23 protein-coding genes and 1 pseudogene are annotated in these 17,122 nt (G+C 61.6%); 10 read left to right on the forward strand and 14 right to left on the reverse strand.

Going from position 1 to position 17,122, the window contains the following annotated elements; translation table 11 throughout:
• The first annotated feature begins 4 nt into the window (after nucleotides 1–4).
• Nucleotides 5–703: a response regulator transcription factor gene (locus tag LDZ24_RS19145; protein WP_248322770.1), complete on the forward strand. Its 699-nt coding sequence runs from the start codon at nucleotides 5–7 to the stop codon at nucleotides 701–703.
• Here LDZ24_RS19145 and LDZ24_RS19150 read toward each other — a convergent pair.
• The 4 genes from LDZ24_RS19150 to LDZ24_RS19165 form a co-directional block, all read right to left on the reverse strand.
• Nucleotides 634–1,674 (reverse strand): ATP-binding protein, encoded by a 1,041-nt coding sequence (locus LDZ24_RS19150; RefSeq protein ID WP_248322771.1) that lies wholly within the window; start codon nucleotides 1,672–1,674, stop codon nucleotides 634–636. The two genes, LDZ24_RS19145 and LDZ24_RS19150, sit on opposite strands and share 70 nt — an antisense overlap.
• A gap of 93 nt (nucleotides 1,675–1,767) precedes the next feature.
• A complete protein-coding gene (locus tag LDZ24_RS19155; protein WP_248322772.1) occupies nucleotides 1,768–2,178 on the reverse strand; it encodes a hypothetical protein in 411 nt (136 codons plus the stop codon).
• A 110-nt stretch (nucleotides 2,179–2,288) separates the two neighbouring features.
• On the reverse strand, nucleotides 2,289–3,353 hold the full coding sequence (locus LDZ24_RS19160) for a beta-propeller fold lactonase family protein (RefSeq protein ID WP_248322773.1): 1,065 nt from the start codon (nucleotides 3,351–3,353) through the stop codon (nucleotides 2,289–2,291).
• 149 nt (nucleotides 3,354–3,502) lie between these two features.
• Nucleotides 3,503–4,042: a DUF3280 domain-containing protein gene (locus LDZ24_RS19165; protein ID WP_371747439.1), complete on the reverse strand. Its 540-nt coding sequence runs from the start codon at nucleotides 4,040–4,042 to the stop codon at nucleotides 3,503–3,505.
• Nucleotides 4,043–4,421: 379 nt separating this feature from the next.
• Between LDZ24_RS19165 and LDZ24_RS19170 the strand changes: the two genes are divergently transcribed.
• From LDZ24_RS19170 to LDZ24_RS19180, 3 genes are all read left to right on the forward strand, one after another.
• Entirely contained in the window at nucleotides 4,422–4,730 is a 309-nt protein-coding gene (locus LDZ24_RS19170) for a hypothetical protein (protein WP_248322774.1), read from the forward strand.
• 5 nt (nucleotides 4,731–4,735) lie between these two features.
• A complete protein-coding gene (locus LDZ24_RS19175; RefSeq protein WP_248322775.1) occupies nucleotides 4,736–5,107 on the forward strand; it encodes a VOC family protein in 372 nt (123 codons plus the stop codon).
• Between the two features lie 199 nt (nucleotides 5,108–5,306).
• On the forward strand, nucleotides 5,307–5,555 hold the full coding sequence (locus LDZ24_RS19180) for a hypothetical protein (protein ID WP_175940735.1): 249 nt from the start codon (nucleotides 5,307–5,309) through the stop codon (nucleotides 5,553–5,555).
• Here LDZ24_RS19180 and LDZ24_RS19185 read toward each other — a convergent pair.
• Together LDZ24_RS19185 and LDZ24_RS19190 are read right to left on the reverse strand one after the other, a co-directional pair.
• Complete coding sequence (locus tag LDZ24_RS19185) at nucleotides 5,552–6,106, reverse strand: J domain-containing protein (protein ID WP_248322776.1); 555 nt, start codon at nucleotides 6,104–6,106, stop codon at nucleotides 5,552–5,554. The genes LDZ24_RS19180 and LDZ24_RS19185 overlap by 4 nt on opposite strands.
• A 67-nt stretch (nucleotides 6,107–6,173) precedes the next feature.
• A complete protein-coding gene (locus LDZ24_RS19190) occupies nucleotides 6,174–6,500 on the reverse strand; it encodes a hypothetical protein (protein ID WP_248322778.1) in 327 nt (108 codons plus the stop codon).
• A 93-nt stretch (nucleotides 6,501–6,593) separates the two neighbouring features.
• On the opposite strand from LDZ24_RS19190, the gene LDZ24_RS19195 reads away from it, so the two are divergent.
• Nucleotides 6,594–7,136, forward strand: a complete 543-nt coding sequence (locus tag LDZ24_RS19195; RefSeq protein WP_248322779.1) for a phosphonate degradation HD-domain oxygenase — start codon at nucleotides 6,594–6,596, stop codon at nucleotides 7,134–7,136.
• Between the two features lie 266 nt (nucleotides 7,137–7,402).
• Here LDZ24_RS19195 and LDZ24_RS19200 read toward each other — a convergent pair whose 3' ends face one another.
• The 4 genes and pseudogenes from LDZ24_RS19200 to LDZ24_RS19215 all read right to left on the reverse strand — a co-directional run bounded on the left by LDZ24_RS19200 (nucleotide 7,403) and on the right by LDZ24_RS19215 (nucleotide 9,257).
• Entirely contained in the window at nucleotides 7,403–7,966 is a 564-nt protein-coding gene (locus tag LDZ24_RS19200) for a hypothetical protein (protein WP_248322780.1), read from the reverse strand.
• Nucleotides 7,959–8,375, reverse strand: coding sequence for a DUF3592 domain-containing protein (locus tag LDZ24_RS19205; protein WP_256465401.1), 417 nt, complete (start codon nucleotides 8,373–8,375; stop codon nucleotides 7,959–7,961). The genes LDZ24_RS19200 and LDZ24_RS19205 overlap by 8 nt, the downstream gene beginning before the upstream one ends.
• Nucleotides 8,368–8,772, reverse strand: coding sequence for a DUF3592 domain-containing protein (locus LDZ24_RS19210; protein ID WP_248322782.1), 405 nt, complete (start codon nucleotides 8,770–8,772; stop codon nucleotides 8,368–8,370). Before LDZ24_RS19210 ends, LDZ24_RS19205 begins: the two co-directional genes overlap by 8 nt.
• Nucleotides 8,769–9,257, reverse strand: a pseudogene (locus LDZ24_RS19215) (Hcp family type VI secretion system effector). The gene LDZ24_RS19210 and the pseudogene LDZ24_RS19215 overlap by 4 nt, the downstream one beginning before the upstream one ends.
• Before the next feature lie 522 nt (nucleotides 9,258–9,779).
• Between LDZ24_RS19215 and LDZ24_RS19220 the strand changes: the two are divergent.
• On the forward strand, nucleotides 9,780–11,174 hold the full coding sequence (locus LDZ24_RS19220) for a DHA2 family efflux MFS transporter permease subunit (RefSeq protein ID WP_248322783.1): 1,395 nt from the start codon (nucleotides 9,780–9,782) through the stop codon (nucleotides 11,172–11,174).
• A gap of 104 nt (nucleotides 11,175–11,278) precedes the next feature.
• Entirely contained in the window at nucleotides 11,279–11,845 is a 567-nt protein-coding gene (locus tag LDZ24_RS19225; RefSeq protein ID WP_248322784.1) for a transglycosylase SLT domain-containing protein, read from the forward strand.
• A 120-nt stretch (nucleotides 11,846–11,965) separates the two neighbouring features.
• On the opposite strand, the gene LDZ24_RS19230 is transcribed toward LDZ24_RS19225, so the two are convergent.
• Nucleotides 11,966–12,370: a hypothetical protein gene (locus LDZ24_RS19230; protein ID WP_248322785.1), complete on the reverse strand. Its 405-nt coding sequence runs from the start codon at nucleotides 12,368–12,370 to the stop codon at nucleotides 11,966–11,968.
• 106 nt (nucleotides 12,371–12,476) lie between these two features.
• A complete protein-coding gene (locus tag LDZ24_RS19235; RefSeq protein ID WP_248322786.1) occupies nucleotides 12,477–12,812 on the reverse strand; it encodes a hypothetical protein in 336 nt (111 codons plus the stop codon).
• A 361-nt stretch (nucleotides 12,813–13,173) separates the two neighbouring features.
• Here LDZ24_RS19235 and LDZ24_RS19240 point away from each other — a divergent pair, with 361 nt between their 5' ends.
• From LDZ24_RS19240 to LDZ24_RS19250, 3 genes are all read left to right on the forward strand, one after another.
• Nucleotides 13,174–13,647 (forward strand): hypothetical protein, encoded by a 474-nt coding sequence (locus LDZ24_RS19240; protein WP_248322787.1) that lies wholly within the window; start codon nucleotides 13,174–13,176, stop codon nucleotides 13,645–13,647.
• Nucleotides 13,648–14,097: 450 nt separating this feature from the next.
• Nucleotides 14,098–14,994 carry a putative bifunctional diguanylate cyclase/phosphodiesterase gene (locus LDZ24_RS19245; RefSeq protein ID WP_371747440.1) on the forward strand — a complete coding sequence of 299 codons (897 nt, stop codon included), beginning with the start codon at nucleotides 14,098–14,100 and terminating at the stop codon, nucleotides 14,992–14,994.
• 130 nt (nucleotides 14,995–15,124) lie between these two features.
• Complete coding sequence (locus LDZ24_RS19250) at nucleotides 15,125–15,397, forward strand: hypothetical protein (protein ID WP_248322789.1); 273 nt, start codon at nucleotides 15,125–15,127, stop codon at nucleotides 15,395–15,397.
• 5 nt (nucleotides 15,398–15,402) lie between these two features.
• Here the strand turns inward: LDZ24_RS19250 and LDZ24_RS19255 are convergent, their stop codons facing one another.
• Both LDZ24_RS19255 and LDZ24_RS19260 read right to left on the reverse strand, forming a co-directional pair.
• Nucleotides 15,403–16,353, reverse strand: coding sequence for a LysR substrate-binding domain-containing protein (locus LDZ24_RS19255; RefSeq protein ID WP_248322790.1), 951 nt, complete (start codon nucleotides 16,351–16,353; stop codon nucleotides 15,403–15,405).
• A gap of 88 nt (nucleotides 16,354–16,441) precedes the next feature.
• Nucleotides 16,442–17,119, reverse strand: a complete 678-nt coding sequence (locus LDZ24_RS19260) for an ABC transporter permease subunit (protein ID WP_248322791.1) — start codon at nucleotides 17,117–17,119, stop codon at nucleotides 16,442–16,444.
• Nucleotides 17,120–17,122 lie beyond the last annotated feature (3 nt).

Below are 17,122 nucleotides of genomic sequence, written 5' to 3' on the forward strand. Positions count from 1 at the left end.
CAAAGTGACCGCCGACATCTCCGTGCTGCTGGTGGACGATCACGCAGTCGTGCGTGAGGGCTACAAGCGTCTGCTCGAACTGAGCCCCGACGTGAGCGTCGCGGGCGAAGCAGCGGACGCGGCGCAGGCTTACCAAAAGTTCTGCGCGTTGCAGCCGGACGTCGTCGTGATGGACCTTGCATTGCCGGGCGCAAGCGGCATAGAGGCGATGCGGCGCATGCTCGCGCGCGAGCCGCAGGCGCGCGTGCTCATTTTCAGCGTGCACGAAGAAGCGATCTTTGTACGCCGCGCACTCGATGCCGGCGCGCGCGGCTATGTGACGAAAGCCAGCGCGCCGGACGTGCTCGTTGAAGCCGTGCGCTCGGTGGCGCGCCGCATCGGCTATCTGAGTGCCGACATATCGCAGGCGCTCGCATTGCGCGAAACGATTCGTGAAGGCCCGCCGGGACGGCAGTTATCGGCCCGCGAATTCGAAGTCTTGCGTTTGCTGGTGCAGGGTTATACGTTGCCGAGCATCGCGGAGAAACTGGGTCTGAGCCAGAAGACCGTGGCGAATCACCAGTCGGTCATCCGCCAGAAGTTCGGCGCGGACAACGGCGTGCAGCTTGCGCAGATCGCGAGCCGCCTCGGCCTTCATTTCTCCGATTTCACTGGCGCAGCCGATGCGCCGTTCGGCTCGCTCGGCAACGGCAGCCCCGCATGAGCGGGCACGCGGGCGCAGAAGAGGAAACCTTCGCCCGGGCTGCTTGCGAGATGGAACTCGCCGCCGAGCGCCTCGACACGCTCGCGCATGCCGACCAGTCCCAGGCCCTTGCGAGGAATCGTGAGGTCGATGCCGGGACCGTCATCGGCCATCGTGACGACGATTTCATCCGCGCCTGAGTTCGCATCTTGCGGCGTGCGCACGAGATAGATCTCGACACGCGAATCGCGCGCGAACTTCGAGATATTCGTGAGCCCTTCCTGCACCAGCCGATACAAGGTGATATTGAGCGCATCGCTCAAGTGATCGAAGTCGCCTTCCACCGTCAGCGAAAACACCGCCTGCGGCAAGCGTTCGCGCCAGCCTTCGATGCAATGTTCGAGCGCGGTCGGCAAGCCGAACTCGTCGAGCCCGATGGGCCTTAGCTTGCGTATCATTCCGCCGATTTCGCGATACACATGCGTCGCGCTCTGCATCAACGCGAGCGAGAGCCGATGAATCTCCGCTTCACGTCCCGCGGAAAGGTCGCGTATGCGCGCTGCATCGAGCGACATGGCGTTCAGGTATTGACCGAGTTCATCATGCAATTCGCGCGCAAGATGACGACGCTCGTTCTCCTGCGCGGACGTGGCCTGATTGGCGAGGCGGCGATTCTGCGCGAGCAGTTGCTCGGCTTCCTCTTCCAACGTCCGACGCCGCCGCGCTTCGCGTTGCGCTTCCCGATAGCGGCGCCACGCGAACCACGCCAGGCCGAGCGCCAGCACGACAAGCGTCGCGGGCATTTCGTCGAGCTGGAAGCGCTCCGCGCTGCGTGTCCAGCGATACGTGAACTCGCTGAAGTCGAACGTCGCGAACAGGGCGCCCGCGACGAGGGTCACGGCGAGCACGCAGGCCAGATCGCGCGCGACCGTTGAGCGCGGCGTGTGAGTGGAAGGCGCTTTCTCACGCGAGGAGAAGGACTCGGATGGCATCACGCGAAACATTCTACGCACGCCTGCGGGAAGCGGCGCAGTAGGCATCGCACGTTTGAGCGCTTCTTTCGATGAACGGGAGAATCTCCCGAATCAGCGCGGCTTGAAAGGATAGACCTTGGCCGGTCGCCGCTGCCGCAGTTCCGCCAAGTAGTTCTCCACGAAGCGGCCGAGCGCATGCGCTTTCAATTGTTCGAGCATGCGCATCGCGTCGCTCGGCGATTCCGGTCCCATGACCAGCGCGCCCATGCCGAGCGCGCCGAGATGCACGACCAGTGCGCAGGAAGAGAGCGAGCCGGCATCGAAGAGGCGCACTGCGTCGGCGGCTTCGTCGTCGATCTCGACGCCTTCTTCTTCGCACACGTCGAAGCGCAATTCGCCGTGCTTGCCTATGGAAGCAGGCAGCCAGCGGCAATTGCCCGTGCCGCCCTGAGACGCGATGAGCACGCGCTTGCGCGTGGGTGTATCGCTGATGGTGTCAAACGCCTCGGCTAATGTATGCATGATTGTCCTCGCCGGCGAGCTTGACTGATACTAGCAGCCGCCCGCCGCGAGGCGCGACGTGTAATGCGCAATGATGCGCGGCACAAACCGAAACGGCCGTGCGCCCGGACTCAACGTCCGGTGATGGAGCCCGCGCTCGGCGGATACGTCACGATGCCCCATGCAAGCGGTACCTCGTTTATCTGCTTGACGGTCGTGTAGCTCGAAGCGTCGAGCACATAGACCGCGTTCGAACGGCCGCATGCGAGCAGCACCTTCGAGCCGTCCGGCGTGAAGCTGAAGTGCCAGCAACGCTGCCCGATCGGCGCGTCGCTCAGATGCGCGTATGTGGAAGCATCGAAGACTTGCAGCGTCTTGTCGCGAGATGCGGCCACGAAAAGACGCTTGCCCGATGGATCGAACGACACGCCATAGGGTCCGGCTTTCGTATCGACGGTCTTTGCCGGCTTGAGGTCGTTACCCGCGAGCACCATGAACTTGTTCGCGTTCTCCAGCGTGACGACATAAGCCTTTCCGTCAGGCGATGCCTTGATGCCGCGCGGGCGTGATCCCTTGGGCAGACTGACCGTGCGCACGGGCTGGCCGGTGCCGGCGCGATAGACCGATACCGTATCGTCGCCCTCGTTCGTCACGAGTATGAGCTTGCCGTCGCGCGAGAACTCGACGCCTTCCGTCTCATGGCCGCTCTTGACCGAACGCCTGACCTTCATCGTCTTCAAGTCGACAATGGCGATTTCCGCGGGCGGCGAATGCGCGTCGTCGTCATCTTTCTGCTGCTCTCCGGGTTTGCCCGGCGCGCCCGATTCGCCCGGCTCATACGTGACATAAGCCGCGCCGCCGTGCACGCGCACGAACTCCGGATTCTTGCCGATCTTCGCGCGGCGCAGCACGTTGCCGGATGCGGTGTCGATCTCGGAGAGATCGCCCGTCGACTTGTTCGCGACGTAAAGGCGCGTGCCGTCGCTATTGAGGCTCAGGCCACGCGGACCGTCCTTGCCCACGTCGATGGTCCTGGCAAGCGACAGGCCGTCGAGATCGATCACGCCGACGCCGCTGCTCTCGCTCGTCACATAGGCCAGCGGCGCGGCCGCGTGTGCGTGACTTGCGCAAAGGAGCAGCGCGGACGCTAGTAGCGACGCGAGTGGAAGGCGCGTCGCGTTGAAGCTCACATGCATGATCGTCTCCGGCTGAACGTTTTTCGTATCGTTTTAAGGGCGTATTAAACGCCGGCCCCACAGCCAACTTAGCGCAGGATCCCGCGCGCAGGCAACGCTGCATGGCGGGAGAAATTCCCGAAATAGGGAGGGCGCATGCGACCGCATGCCTAACGCATGACAGAGGCCTCGCTCGTCAGCAGATCGACCAGCGCCTTTGCGCCGCGCTGCCACGACTGGTCCGTGTTGCCGCGCATATCGACCGAACGCTGAAAGAGCGTCGCGCCGCTATCGACGTCCTCCACGCGCAGATTGATATTGAGGATGAGGTTGCTGATCTTCTGCACCCAGCACACGCCGACGCGCGATACACCGAGTTCGCGCGCCACGCGAAGCTCGCAGCCATTGCAGGCACTCATGTCCTGCGCGCGTTGAAGCGCTGCAATGAGATCGCTCGCCTGTGCGTTGTCCGTCACATGTAAGGGCGTTTTCTCTCGCAGTTGCTCGCGCAGTGCGTTGCTGACCATCGCGAGGCGCTCCGCCTGTATGCGATTGGTGTCCGCATCGTTATAGGCGGCGTTGTCGTCGATCAATGTGCAATCCAGCAGCGCGATGGACTGTTGCGCTCGCAGCGCTTGCGCCTGTCCGCTCAATGGCAGACTACATAGAACGATTAACGCCAGCATACGGACGAAGGATGTCATGGTCATGGTCTCGATCGTTGCGTGGTGACGCAGGAGCCGACAGCATGCGCCGGTCCGTCGGCTTCTGTCCAACTTTCCGGTGCGCTTGGCGTCGGTTAAGCACGGCCTAAGAGCGTCGTGGGCCATAGCCCGCGTGCCGACGCGAGCTTGAGCGTCGCATTGGCATAGGCTTTGCAGAATTGCGCGCGCAGTCGATGTGCTCGATTAATGAATATCGCTACCTTCGAAGGACGAGTCGGCGGTCCTTTTAACTTTCGAAGCCGATGTCGTGCGATGCCCAGCGGCCGCGCCGGTGCTTGCCTTGTCATCGATGCATTCGCCAATGGATTCGTCACGACAAGAGGAGTAAGGTCAGATTGCCGGCATGGCGAAACAGGAGACGATCATGGCCGTCGACCTCTCTACTCAATGGCATGTCTTCGAATACGAAGGCTTCGATATCCACGTGCTTCCGCAGCTAAAGCCCGGGGCCGAACCGGCGCAACGGTATGCCTTCATCGGACATGTGTGCCTGCATGGCGCGAATGCGGACGTGCCCGGAGAAGCCGTTCACTTTCACTCCGATGGCGACGACGCATACAAGACCGCCGCAGAGGCTTTAGACGATGCGCGGCACATCGGCAAGAGCATCGTGGATGGCACGCATTTGGACCTGTCCGTGCTGTCTATCGTCTCGCATCACCACCATTCCTGAGCTACATGGCGACACCCATCGACGATGCTCGTATCGTCAGTCTCAGCGCGGTCACGTTTGCCACGCACGACATGGCGCGCGCCGTAGGCTTTTATCAGGCGCTGGGTTTTCGCATCGTGCACGGCGGTGCGAACGAGGCGTTCACATCGTTCGGGCTCGGCGACTCTTACCTCAACATCACAAGCGAAACGCATGGCCCCATCTCGTGGTGGGGCCGCATCATCTTCTACGTATCGGATGTCGATGCCTTCTACCGCAAAGTGAAGGCGCTCGGTATCGAGCCCCAGTTCTCACCGCGCGACGCGCCGTGGAACGAGCGCTACTTTCATCTGACCGATCCCGACGGCCACGAACTCAGCTTCGCGCGCCCGCTTTAATAAAAGCGCTGTCGACCGGCACTGCGCTTTCCTGTTGCTATTACGCCAAACTGCGCGTGCACGCCCCATTCAGGCGTAGAGTTAAAGTGCTTTGTCATGAGTGTGGTGCGTTGCGGCAGGCGTCTTTGGTGGGACCGCTCAAGCGTCGAATGCTTTCGGCCGATATACAGCCATGAACGCCGCATGCAGGAGACTTCAGATGAAATGCGCGAACGAACGATCGCTTCGTTATCTCGTCGAGAAATGGCTTGCGCCGGCAAGCGTGCCGGTCCATGTCAAGCAGTTCAGCCGCACGCGAGCCGATCATCGGCGTTTCGTGTGCGTGGAAACGATGCAAGGCGCAGCGTCGAAGGCGCTGTTCTTTTTCCGTCACGACGACGGGCAATGGTGCGTCTATCCCGCCGCGCCGCGCAAAGAGAACATGCGCACCGAACGACTCGCGGCCTAGAAGCGCAGATTGTTGAAGAACTGAAACCACATCGCCCCGAGCGGGTTCGCTGCATGCGGCTCGTCGGCTTTCGGTTTCTCAGGCGTAGGCTCGGCGGACTGCTCTTCTTTCGCTTCGCTCGTCGCGGGTTCCTGACGTGACTCGTGCAACGCGACGACGCTTTCCGCAATATGACGCGCAGTGGGTTCATCGCAGTCCTGCCCAAGCAATACGCCGAACACGACATCGCGGTTATGACCCTGCGATGCAAAGCGCATGGCAAGCGCTACGCGCTTTGCGTAAAGCGCCTCACGCTCCGCTTCCTCTTCGCGCATGCGCGCTTCCCAGCGTTCGATTTCTTCCGCAAAGGTTCGGTCGTACACCTCGCGTTGCGCGGAGTCGGACAGGATCGCGTACGCTTCCTTCACCTCCTGAAAGCGAACCCGCGCCGCCTCTTCCTGGCCGGCGTTGCGATCCGGGTGGCAGCGCATCGCGGCCTTGCGATAAGCGCGCTTGATCTCGTCTTCGGTGGCGTGTTCATCGACGCCTAGCGTTTCGTATAACGTTGCCATGTGCGATCGTTGAGAAGGGACGCGAGGCATCGTAACACGCGAAAAATGGGGACTTTGCGTGACTCGGTTATCGGCGCGTGCGGATGATGGAGTCGAGGCTTGCCGCACCCAAGGCGTCGTAGATGGCGCGCGCCGCACGCAGATGATGCGCGATATGCAGCCGGATCACGACGACCGCCGCCGCGAACAGCGCGAGCGTCGCTAACACGTAGTCGCGCGAGTCGGGCACGAGGCCGAATCGCGTATGCAGCGCGACGAACACGACCCACGCAAAGGCTGGCGCATGAAGCGTCCAGTGACGCTGCGCGAAGTGCCACGCCAGGCGTCGCACGTCGCTTCGTGCGCGACGGTCCAGACCTGCGAGTTCCGGGCGTCGATGAAAAAGAAACGGCATGATGTGACTCGCTGCGCCATGAGCGCGTCATATTGCGCGTTGATAATGCCGGGCTTCGTTCCATCTAGCATACGCCGAGGCGACTGACTCACGATGGCGCTTTCTCTCGACGATATCCGGCATCTCTTCGATGTCCACAGTTCGATGGCCTACAGCGGCGAACCCGTCACCCAGTTGCAGCACGCGCTGCAGACGGCCTGGCTCGCGGAAGAAGCGGGCGCGAGTCGTGAGTTAATCGTTGCAGCGCTGCTGCATGATCTCGGGCATCTGCTGAACGTGCAGGGCGAGACGCCGACCGAGCGCGGTATCGACGATCTCCACCAGTACTACGCGCTGCCGTTTCTGCGGCCCGTGTTTTCCGACGCAGTGCTCGAACCGATTCGCCTTCATGTGGATGCGAAACGCTGTCTGTGCGCGATGGATCCCGAGTATCACGCGCGGCTCTCGGCGGATTCCATACGCAGCCTGCAATTGCAGGGCGGCGTGTTCGATGCGGACGAAGCGCGCGCTTTCGTAGCGTTGCCTTACGCGCGAGACGCCATGACCCTGCGACGGTGGGACGACGCTGCGAAGGACGCAAGCCGCGTCACACCGCCTCTTTCGCACTATTTGGGGATCGCGGCGAGGCTTGCGTAGTGGGTTTATGGTGCAACGAGGCTTCGAGTGAATTGGGGCATGCGCGCTGACTCATCGAAATTACTAGGCCCGCAACGTCCGTGGACGTCAAACAATCTTCTTGTAGATCGTTTTGACGGGCCGATATTCATGCCGCCTCGTTGGTTTCTGGTTAATGCATCGCACAGCAGCTACCGCGATTGCACCGCTTCTTCTTGTTAGACCAAAAAGAAGCGACAACGACGACGAACTGCTCCATGCGCGGAAGATTCATCTGCATATCATGGCTACTCGATGTACGGCCCTTGCTGGGAAATCGAACCCATCATCGGTGTTGCGTTGATACCGTCTACCAGTCCTTCACTTACGCCCACCATTACTACCAACGCCTTGGCAGAACGGAACAGAGCGTTAGCAAACAGTCCGGGATTGAACAGCCACGCCGTAACCATGAGTTGATGCAGACCTGCTAGATATGATGTGATGCCCCCGGCGACCAGCACGCCGCCACTGAAATCTAGACTCAACGTAAGCCCAACAAAATCAGACGGTTCAAGCTCCTTCTCTGTGAACCGAAATATCTTTCCGCCACCGTCGAAATCACTGGTCGCGCCCGTTCCTGCCAGAGTGCCGTCTTTCGAAATGAATCGAGGGAGCCCAAGCTCGGGGAGCTGAAAACGCGACGGCAGCCGCAGTCCGGGGCCCAGGGGGAAACCACCGACGTGGTAATCGTATTTGAATGGATGCTTAGACGGGTCATTCAAAACGAACATGCCGTCTGAAAACGTGACGGGTCCGACACCGGCGCTACCGCCTGCCGATGTCTCAAAAGTCCACTTGCTTTCAATCATTGTCTTCGTTGAACCCCCATCCCTGCCGAGGAAAGCCGAGCAACCCGCTCAGTATCAGAACAATTGCGGGAATGCCGCAAAACAAGTGCAAAAACCAAACACCGAATAGCGTGTTCATAGTTGCCTTACCCGGTTCTTTTGGGTCGTAGCGCATCTCTACCTTGTCACCCACATCGACGGAACGAAACCAGCTACTCGTCGAAACGGAGACGCTCTGCCCGTCCGAGGTCGTGAACCTAACTTGCGGATGCTTGCTTCCCGCATTCAGTTTGACGACCTCGGCGAGGGCTACTTTCGAATCGCGGACGAACTCCATGGTGTTGGGCAGGAAGCTGAGCTGGACGCAGAACATGACTGTTCCGAGAAAGACTGCATACCAGTTAATAGGACGCGAATTCGAGTTAATCATCTGCTTTGGCTAGTCCCCATCTGTCGCAAAGACTGCGCCTATCGGCGACCAGCAACCCCATGAACGGCCATGCTTGAAACAAATGGGCACCCCACACATCCCAAAGAGTATTGATCTTTGCGATGTGCGGTTGCTTCGTGTCGTAGCGCATCTCCACCTTGTCACCCACACTTATTGGCGATGGACTACGCGCCGCAATCGAAATGCGCTGTCCATCCAACGTAGTGAACTCGACCTGCGGGTGTTGGCCATCTGAATTCAGTCTTACGACTTCGCCAGGAACGACCTGCGAAGTGCTGAGAAAATGAATAGTGGGAGGACGAGCAGGTTGCTGCACGAGCAAGAGCGCCGCTCCGACGACGATGACGTAACGCCTGATGCCACGATCTTTGTTCATCGCGTCAAATCGTATCCAACAGTTGCGTTAGGACCGGGCAAGCCAGCGACGCCAGCCGCATACTCGTGCTTGAACTTGGTGAACGAAAGATCTACCTGTTCGTAATGTCCAGCCATGCAGCCGTATGGCTTGATACTCATGACCATGACATTCTGTAGCGTCAGGCTAAGAAAGGGCTGAGGCGGAAGAAGCTTGCCGATAACACCTGCCGCTTGCGGCTGTGCAGTCGGCTTGTTGGCCCTCAGCACAGCTTTGGTTGCCACCTTGTTCAGGACCAAATAGTTCAAGAGTCCAGAGGACGCTAGACTCACCTCATGGACAAACGAGACGTGCCCGACAGACGTTCTCTTGTGGGGCGACTGGTCGCGCGAACTGCGAATCAACTCCCAATCTCAACTCACGACCTCGATCTCGCCCTCATGGCCGAATACGGTGGACTCTCCGGTGATGCCGTCAATCTTGATATAGATATTGCTACCTGCCATCAACTACCTCTGCCGGTTGTCAAAAAACGTCGGAGCGACGTTCATAGTGTGGTCCAACCAAACCTCGATTAACGCACCACCACACAATTTGACGTGACACTAGCTGCCATCCGACAAACTTAGGATAACTTCCTATTAAAGGTTTCTCTCGCCCCATGCCTGCGCCCGTCCTCGCCGTCGACGCTCACGCGCTCCACGCAGCGCCTCTACGACGCTCGCGGTCCGCGCTTTCTCCCGCTCGCCGGCGTACAGGAGTCCCGCCATGCTGGTCGCACGCATCTTGCGATACACATGGCTCTGCTCACGCGGTCGATCAACGGCGGGAAAACGGGCGTAGTTCACGCAGCGGCAGCGCCGGTTCAGCAGACGCGCAACGGCTTGCATCCTGAGGTCAACGCGGTTGGCAACCGCGGCATGAGCGCGAAGCTATGCGGAAGGTGCCGGCTTCAATGACGCCCGGGACTGACGTCAATACCGCTAGAATCAAAGCATGCAAAGATATCAAGCCTCTGGAGCCTCCGAATGAAAGGCGGCAACTTCCGCATCACCGCCGCCGTCGTCGCCAGCGCGCTCTTCATGCAGAACATGGACGGCACGATCGTCGCGACCGCCATCCCGATGATGGCCCGCGATCTGAACGTCGATGCCGTCCACCTGAGCAGCGCCATTACCGCGTATCTGGTCGCGCTGACCGTCTTTATTCCCGCGAGCGGCTGGGTGGCCGACCGCTTCGGCGCGCGACGGGTCTTCATGTGGGCCATCGCCACATTCACGCTGGCTTCCATTGCCTGCGCCGCCGCGATGAACCTGCCGCAGCTCCTCGCGGCGCGCGTCGTTCAGGGACTCGGCGGCGCCATGATGGTCCCCGTCGGCCGCCTCATTCTGTTTCGCGGCGTCAAGCGCGAAGAATTGCTTCAGGCGACGACGTGGCTGACCATGCCCGCGCTCGTCGGTCCGCTTCTCGGTCCGCCGCTCGGCGGCTTTCTCACCGACGCGCTCTCGTGGCGCAGCATCTTCTGGGTCAACGTGCCGGTGGGCGTGGCCGGGCTGCTGCTGACGTGGCGGCTCTTGCCGCCTTCGCCGCCGGAAGTGCGCACGCCGCCGGACCTGCGCGGCATGGTGCTCTCGGGCGCATCGCTCAGTCTCTTCATGATCGGGATCGAAAGCGCGGGCCGCCAGGTGCTGCCGGACGGCGTGCCGTGGGTTTGCGTCGTGATCGGCGTGCTGCTTTTCAGGGCCACGGTCGTGCATTGCCGCAAGACGCCGAATCCGGCCATCGACTTCTCGCTGCTTTCCATTCCGACGTTCCACGCCGCGACCGTGGCGGGCAGTCTCTTTCGCGCGGGTGCCGGCGCACTGCCGTTTCTCGTGCCGCTGACGTTGCAGACAGGGTTCGGCTATAGCGCGTCGGCGAGCGGACTCGTGACCTTTGCGAGCGCGCTCGGCTCGTTTTGCATGCGGCCGATGACCGCGCTCGCGCTGCGGCACTTTTCCGTGCGCACGGTGCTGTGCGCGGGCAGCGTCTCGTTCGCCGCCGTGCTCGCCGTCTGTTCGACGATGTCGCAAGCGTGGCCCGCCAGCGCCATCTTCGCGCTGCTGCTCGTCGGCGGTCTTGGCCGCTCGCTCAGTTTCGCGACGATGGGCGCGCTCGCCTTCGCCGACGTTCCGAAGCCGCGCCTATCGGCGGCGACTTCGTTCCAGGGCACCGCGCAGCAATTGATGAAGGCGCTCGGCGTGACGGTCGCGGCGGGAACCATTCAGGCCACGATGCTCGTCTCCGGCAGCGCGCAGACCGAACGATGGCAACTGGCTTGCGGATTCGCCGCGACGGCGTTGCTCGTCCTCGCCTCATTGCCGATGTTCGCGCGCCTCTCCGCCGACGCCGGCGAAGGCATCTCGGCTTCGTCGGCGAAGTAAATTCTTCCGGCTATCGAAACGATTCTTCGTATTTAAGACAAGTGACTGATCCCAAAGGAGATTTTCTGACGATATAATGCGGCACCGCTTACCTCGCTAGACCGATGCGCCGCACATTCTTACTCTTCGCTCTCGTTCTGACCTTCGCGAACACCGCCTTCGCTCAGGCAGAGCCGCTCGCCGCCAGCGACACGAACCCGCAAGAAGTCGTGCAGCAGGACTCCCGCCTCGACGCGGCGCGTCACAAAATCTCCGAAGTCATCACGCGCAAGTTCGGCGTCGCGCGCGAGAAAGCGCAAACGATAGCGAGCGCGGTCATGGCGTCCGCGTCGAAATACTCGCTGCCGCCGGCGCTGCTGCTCGCCATCATTTCAATCGAATCGCGTTTCAAGGAAACGGCCGTCGGTGCGAACAACGCAACCGGGCTCATGCAAGTGGTGCCGTCCGCGCACAAGAAGCTCGTGCGCAACGTGGACCTGACGGAGCCGGAAACGAATATCGAAATCGGCTCGTCCATCCTGCATGGCTATCTGAAATCCGCGCAAGGCGATGTCGACGCCGCGCTCAAGAATTACGGCGGTTCGCGTGCTTATGCGGAGAAAGTGAGTCTGCGAGCCAAGACGTTCGAGCCTGTGGCGGCTGTCTATTCAGCGTCCGCGCCTGCTCAGTAATAGCTTCTAGTTGTTTTTCATGCGCGCCGCCGCGTGGCGGATGCCGCAAACGTCACGGCGATAAAACCCGCTTGCGCGCTGAGTTGCGGCTATAGCCGCTTCGGTCGTGTTCAACTGCTGTTACTGCGAGTTATTGCCGTGCGCCATGCCGCCAGGGCTTCTGCTGCTCGAGGTGCCGGTGCTGCCCGGGCCGCTGCGTTGCATGGTGCCTTGACCCATGCCGTTGTTCGCTCCGTTATTGCCCATGCCGCTGTTCACGCCGGTGCCACTCGTGCCGTCGCTCGAACCGCCCATGCCGGTGCCGCCCATGCCGACGCCGCCACCCTTGCCCGACGCGCTCGAGCCCGCACCCGCCGAGCCATTGCCGCCCGCGCCCATCCCGCCTGCCGCTCCGGCGCCGCCGCCACCGCCTGCGCTACCGCCGCCGCCTGCACCGCCACCGCCGCCGCCCGCCTGCGCATAAACGCCGCCCGACAAGCCCAACACCAGCGCTGAAACTACCAGCTTCGTCCTGATCGCTTTCATTGCAAGTCTCCAAGAGTTAGCGTGCCGGCCGATGCAGCCAATCCGCCGCACCCGCCGCCTCTGTTGAGCGCAAGCAACGTGCCGCATCCGCCCGGCGCGCGGCAGTTCAATAGCCATAGCCGGCTGGCGCGCACGGCACGTATGCGCGGCGGTAGCCGTCGTAGCAATAACCAGCCGGCGGCGCGGGCTGCGCATAAGCCGGTTGCGCATACGCCGGCTCTGCGTACGCCGGCTGCGCATAGACCGGCTGCGAGTAGGCCGGCTGCGCGTTGGCGACCGACGTGACCAACGCACCCAGCACCGCGCCGCCGATCAGGGCGCCGATAACCGCGCCGCCATCGCCGCCGCCGTGGCCATGACCACCGCCGTGTCCATGCGCGGACGCCTGACCGGCCACCGACAAACTACCAATCATCAACAAGACAAAGGCTGCGCGTTTCATGACTTCTTCTCCCTTCCCGAATGCCGGGTGTATGGACGCATCTTAAGCAGACGCTTTGGAAATATCTGCAGCAGTTGGTAACGGTGCATTTCAACGATTACAGGTCCTGTTTCATTCGGATTCCAAATCAACTGACGTAACATACTCGGCGGAATTTGCCATGCGGTAACAAAGCTTCTATTGACTTCCAACGTTGGCGTACCGTGCGATCGAAACCGCAGTTACGCCGTTGCATTTGCTCGCACCGGTTACGGATTGTCACGAGATCGCGGTCAACGACGCGCGACGGCACGGCGTTTTCATCGTCACATGCCGATCATGGCGTGTCCAAAGAAACGCAGGATCATAGGAGTCGAACATCATGAAGAAAATCGTCGCCGCTCTCGCATCCACGCTGCTCGTAAGCACTGTCTTCGCGCAAACGGCCGCATCCGATGCCGCCAAGGCGCAAGTCAAGGCCAATCACGAAAAGGCGGAGGCTCAGGCCACTGCCAACCGCAAGAAGACCGACGCTCAACAGGATGCCGCCAAGGCGCAGGCATCCGCCAACAAGGACAAGGCATCCGCTCAGGACGATGCCAACAAGGAAGCCGCGAAGGTAGCGCAGGCGACCACGCCGGAGCAAGCCTCCGACGCCCGCGGTGATGCCGCCAAGGCACAGGCGAAGGCCGACAAGAAGAAGCACGCTGCACAGTCCAAGGCCGACAAGAAGAAGCAGGACGCAGCGCAAGATGCCAAGGTGGCGCAAGCCAAAGCCGACAAAGAAAAAGTCGAGGCACAAAGCGACGCAAACAAGGCGGCTGCCGATGCGAAGGTCGACGCGGCGAAGAAGTAAGGGAGGCCGGCGTCAATCGCATCGCGCAATGGGGCGCGTCGGCAAAAGCGCCCCATGCGTTGTGACATCTGGCGAGCCTGCGGGCTCGCTTTTTCATTGGCGCTTGCCCGGCACAAATACATAAGGGCTTCCACCATCTTCGGCGGTCTCGGGAACCACCTTCTTTGAAACGTCGCGCCGGATCGCGATGCTTCGCGAGCCTCGTCGTCGCGATGGCGCCGCGTTGCCGCATGTCCGAACCGATGGTGTTCATCCTTGCTTTACGCGTTAGCCGTTCCCATCCGTAGTCGCGTCGACGAGTGCGCGCTATCGTAGCCGCACTGGCTGTCGAATGAAACAGTCTCGCTTGCGTGTCGTTTCATGCGATGTACGCCATCGTCGGTCGTTAGCGTCTCGCTGCTCGAATCGGACGAATGGGAATGGTTGCCTTAGCATAGGATGGCGAAAACGATGCATCGAACTCTTCCATTGCGCATCAACGGACGGGCGTCGCAGTTGGCCTCGCTGCCGCCGCGCTCGTTGCGGACATCGAATGCGGGCGGCGGCTTGCAACCCGTACCGGCGGAAAGGCAGGCTGATTCGCAGCGCGGCTCTCGCATCGAAGCGTTGCTGCCTCACGCGCTAGCCGCTGGCGAATTCGCGCTCGCCTATCAACCCATCATGGACAGCGTCACGCGTGAAACCGTAGGCGCGGAGGCGCTGCTGCGTTGGACTAATAGCGAGTTGGGCGACGTCGCGCCGGCCGAATTCATACCGATTGCCGAAAAGACGAGCTTGCTGAAGAACATCGGCGACTGGGCCTTGCGACGCGCCTGTGCACAGGCTGCTTGCTGGCGTCGGACCGTCGCGCCGCGCCTAGTCGTATCGGTGAACGTATCGGCGGTGCAGTTCGACGAAAGCCTCGTGCGGCATATCATGACGTGCCTCGAACGCACAGGACTCGAAGCCTCCGCGTTGCAGCTGGAAATCACCGAGAGCGTGTCGATGCCCGATACCGCGGCCATCGCAGCTACAGCAAGGGCGCTTCGCGATCTCGGCGTGAAGCTCGCCGTCGACGACTTCGGGACAGGCTATGCGTCGTTGTCGTACTTGAAGCGATTCCCTCTGCACAACCTGAAGATCGACCGGCTGTTCGTTGCGGATCTGCCGGGCAGTCACGACTCGATCGCGATCACACGCGCGATCATCGACATGGCGCATGCCCTTCACATGACCGTGACCGCCGAAGGCGTCGAGACGACCGATCAGGCCACGGCCTTATGGGCGCTCGGCTGCGACTTGCTGCAGGGCTATCTGTTCGGCCGCGCGACAAGCCCGGCGAAATTCGCTCGTGCATTGAGCCAATAGACCGCAAGAGCCGGCATTCACGCAGACCCGAACCAGGCGAACGATTCGTCCGCACGTTGACCGGTCCGCCGCCAGCATATGCATGCCAATGACAGTGCCTTCGATAAGGGCGCAAATCGGGAGAAAAGCCATGTTCGATGCAGAGTTCGTCGCGACGTTTTTGAATCGTTGTGCTAATCATGCAAGCGACGAAGACTTCGACTCATATCTCGGCGTGCTGCGGGAAGGCAATCTGCAGTTCACTCATGAACTCGGTTACGTCGGACCCTGCGACATTCCCAACATGAACGTCTATCGCGCCGAGTCGCTCATTTTCGGCGACGGCTCGCGGGCATTGCGCGTCGCCAAGCCGGATAGCGACACCGGCTGGTCGCCCTGGACGGCGCTGCAACCGCTTCCCTGAACGCGCTAGATGAGCACATCGACCGAGTGCATTGCTCTCTGTATCTCCGGCGTGCTGATCCACGCCGGATCGCGGATGGTGTCGATCAAGCAATCGACAAAGCACTCGGCCGCCGCGCTGCGCGGTTGTCCGGCCCGCGTGATCACGCCGACGATCGAGTCGTCGAGTTGCTCGCGCAAGGGTATCGCGCAGAGCGATTCGCGTGGCGCGCACCGTTCGACGAGCGGCCACGGAAAAATGCTGACCATATCCGTTCTCTGCAGCAACGAGAGCGCGACCGTCAGCGAATGCAGGAAATGAACACTGCGTGGCCCCGGCAAGCCGTGCTTCTCGAACATCGTGTATGGCGCGAGCCCCTCGGTCTCCGGATCGAGTGCGACGAGCCAGTCGGCATCGAGGAGATCGGCAAGCGAGCGGGTCTCGCCGTGTGGATGACCTTGCCGCGCGACGACCGCGAGCGTCGTCAGGAACAGCGGCTTGAACGCGAACTCCGACGCAATCTCGCCCGGCGTCTGACGCCCGATGTGGATGTCGAGACTGCCGTCGCGCAGGCGCGGATTCGCAATCGCGAGCAAGCCCTCGAAGAACTCGAGCTGCACGTGCGGCATGATCCGCCGAAACCGCAGCACGGCTTCCGGCAGAAACGTCATTGCGACCCACGCCGTCACTGCAATCGAGAGCCGTCCGCGTGCCTCGCCTCGCATCGCGTCGACAGCTTGGTGCGCGCGCTCGATCTGCCCAACGATCAGGCGTGCGTGTTCGAGAAGGGTCTGCCCGTCTGAGGTGAGCGTGACTCCGGACGGCGTGCGCGCGACGAGCCGAAGCCTGAGATCGCCCTCGATCTGTTGAAGACTCTGCGTGATGGCGGCCGGCGATGCACGGAGCAGGCGCGCGGCGCCGCGCACGCTGCCGGTATCGGCGACAGCGACGAGCGCGCGAAGCTGGTGGATCTTCATGTCTTCCCAAGTCCGGCGTCGTGCCGCGACGGTTTGCTTGTGCGCGCACGGCGAATCGCCGGACAGCGCGTTTGAGCTCGCCAATCGATCATCGCGCAAGCCTTGCTTTCAGCAGGCGAGTCATCGCGATCGATGCCGTGCTCACTAGCCAATACGTTGTGCCCGCGAACAGCAGCATCGGGATGAGCGTGCCGTCGCGTTCGCCGATGGCTGTGGTGCGGCGAAAGAAATCGCCGAGCGCGATCACGTACACGAGCGACGTGTCCTGGAAAATCACGATGCATTGCGTGAGCGCAACCGGCACCATCGCGCGGAAGGCCTGCGGCAGGATCACATAGCGCACGGTTTGCGCGGGCGTCATGCCGAGCGCCTGCGCGGCGTACATCTGGCCGCGCGGCAGACTGGCGATCCCGGCACGAATGATCTCGCAGAAGAAGGCGCCCTCGAGCAGCGAGTAGGCGACCATCGCCGAGATCAGCCGCACGTCGACGCCCGATGGCAAATCGAACAGCGCCTTCAAAGACCGAGGCACGATCAGGAAGAACCACAGCAGCAGCATCACGAGCGGTATCGAGCGGAACAGCGCGACATAGACGTGCGCGCCTGTCTTCAGCAGCCGGACCGGCGACAGACTCAGCACTGCGAGCACCGTGCCCCACGCAAGGCCGCACAGAATGGCAACAAGCGTGATCTGTAGCGTGACGCCCATGCCTTCCAGCAGAACCGATTTGGCGGCATACACAGCCTGCCAGTCCATGTCGAACATATC

Source organism: Caballeronia sp. Sq4a (genome assembly GCF_023170545.1).
GTDB lineage: Bacteria > Pseudomonadota > Gammaproteobacteria > Burkholderiales > Burkholderiaceae > Caballeronia.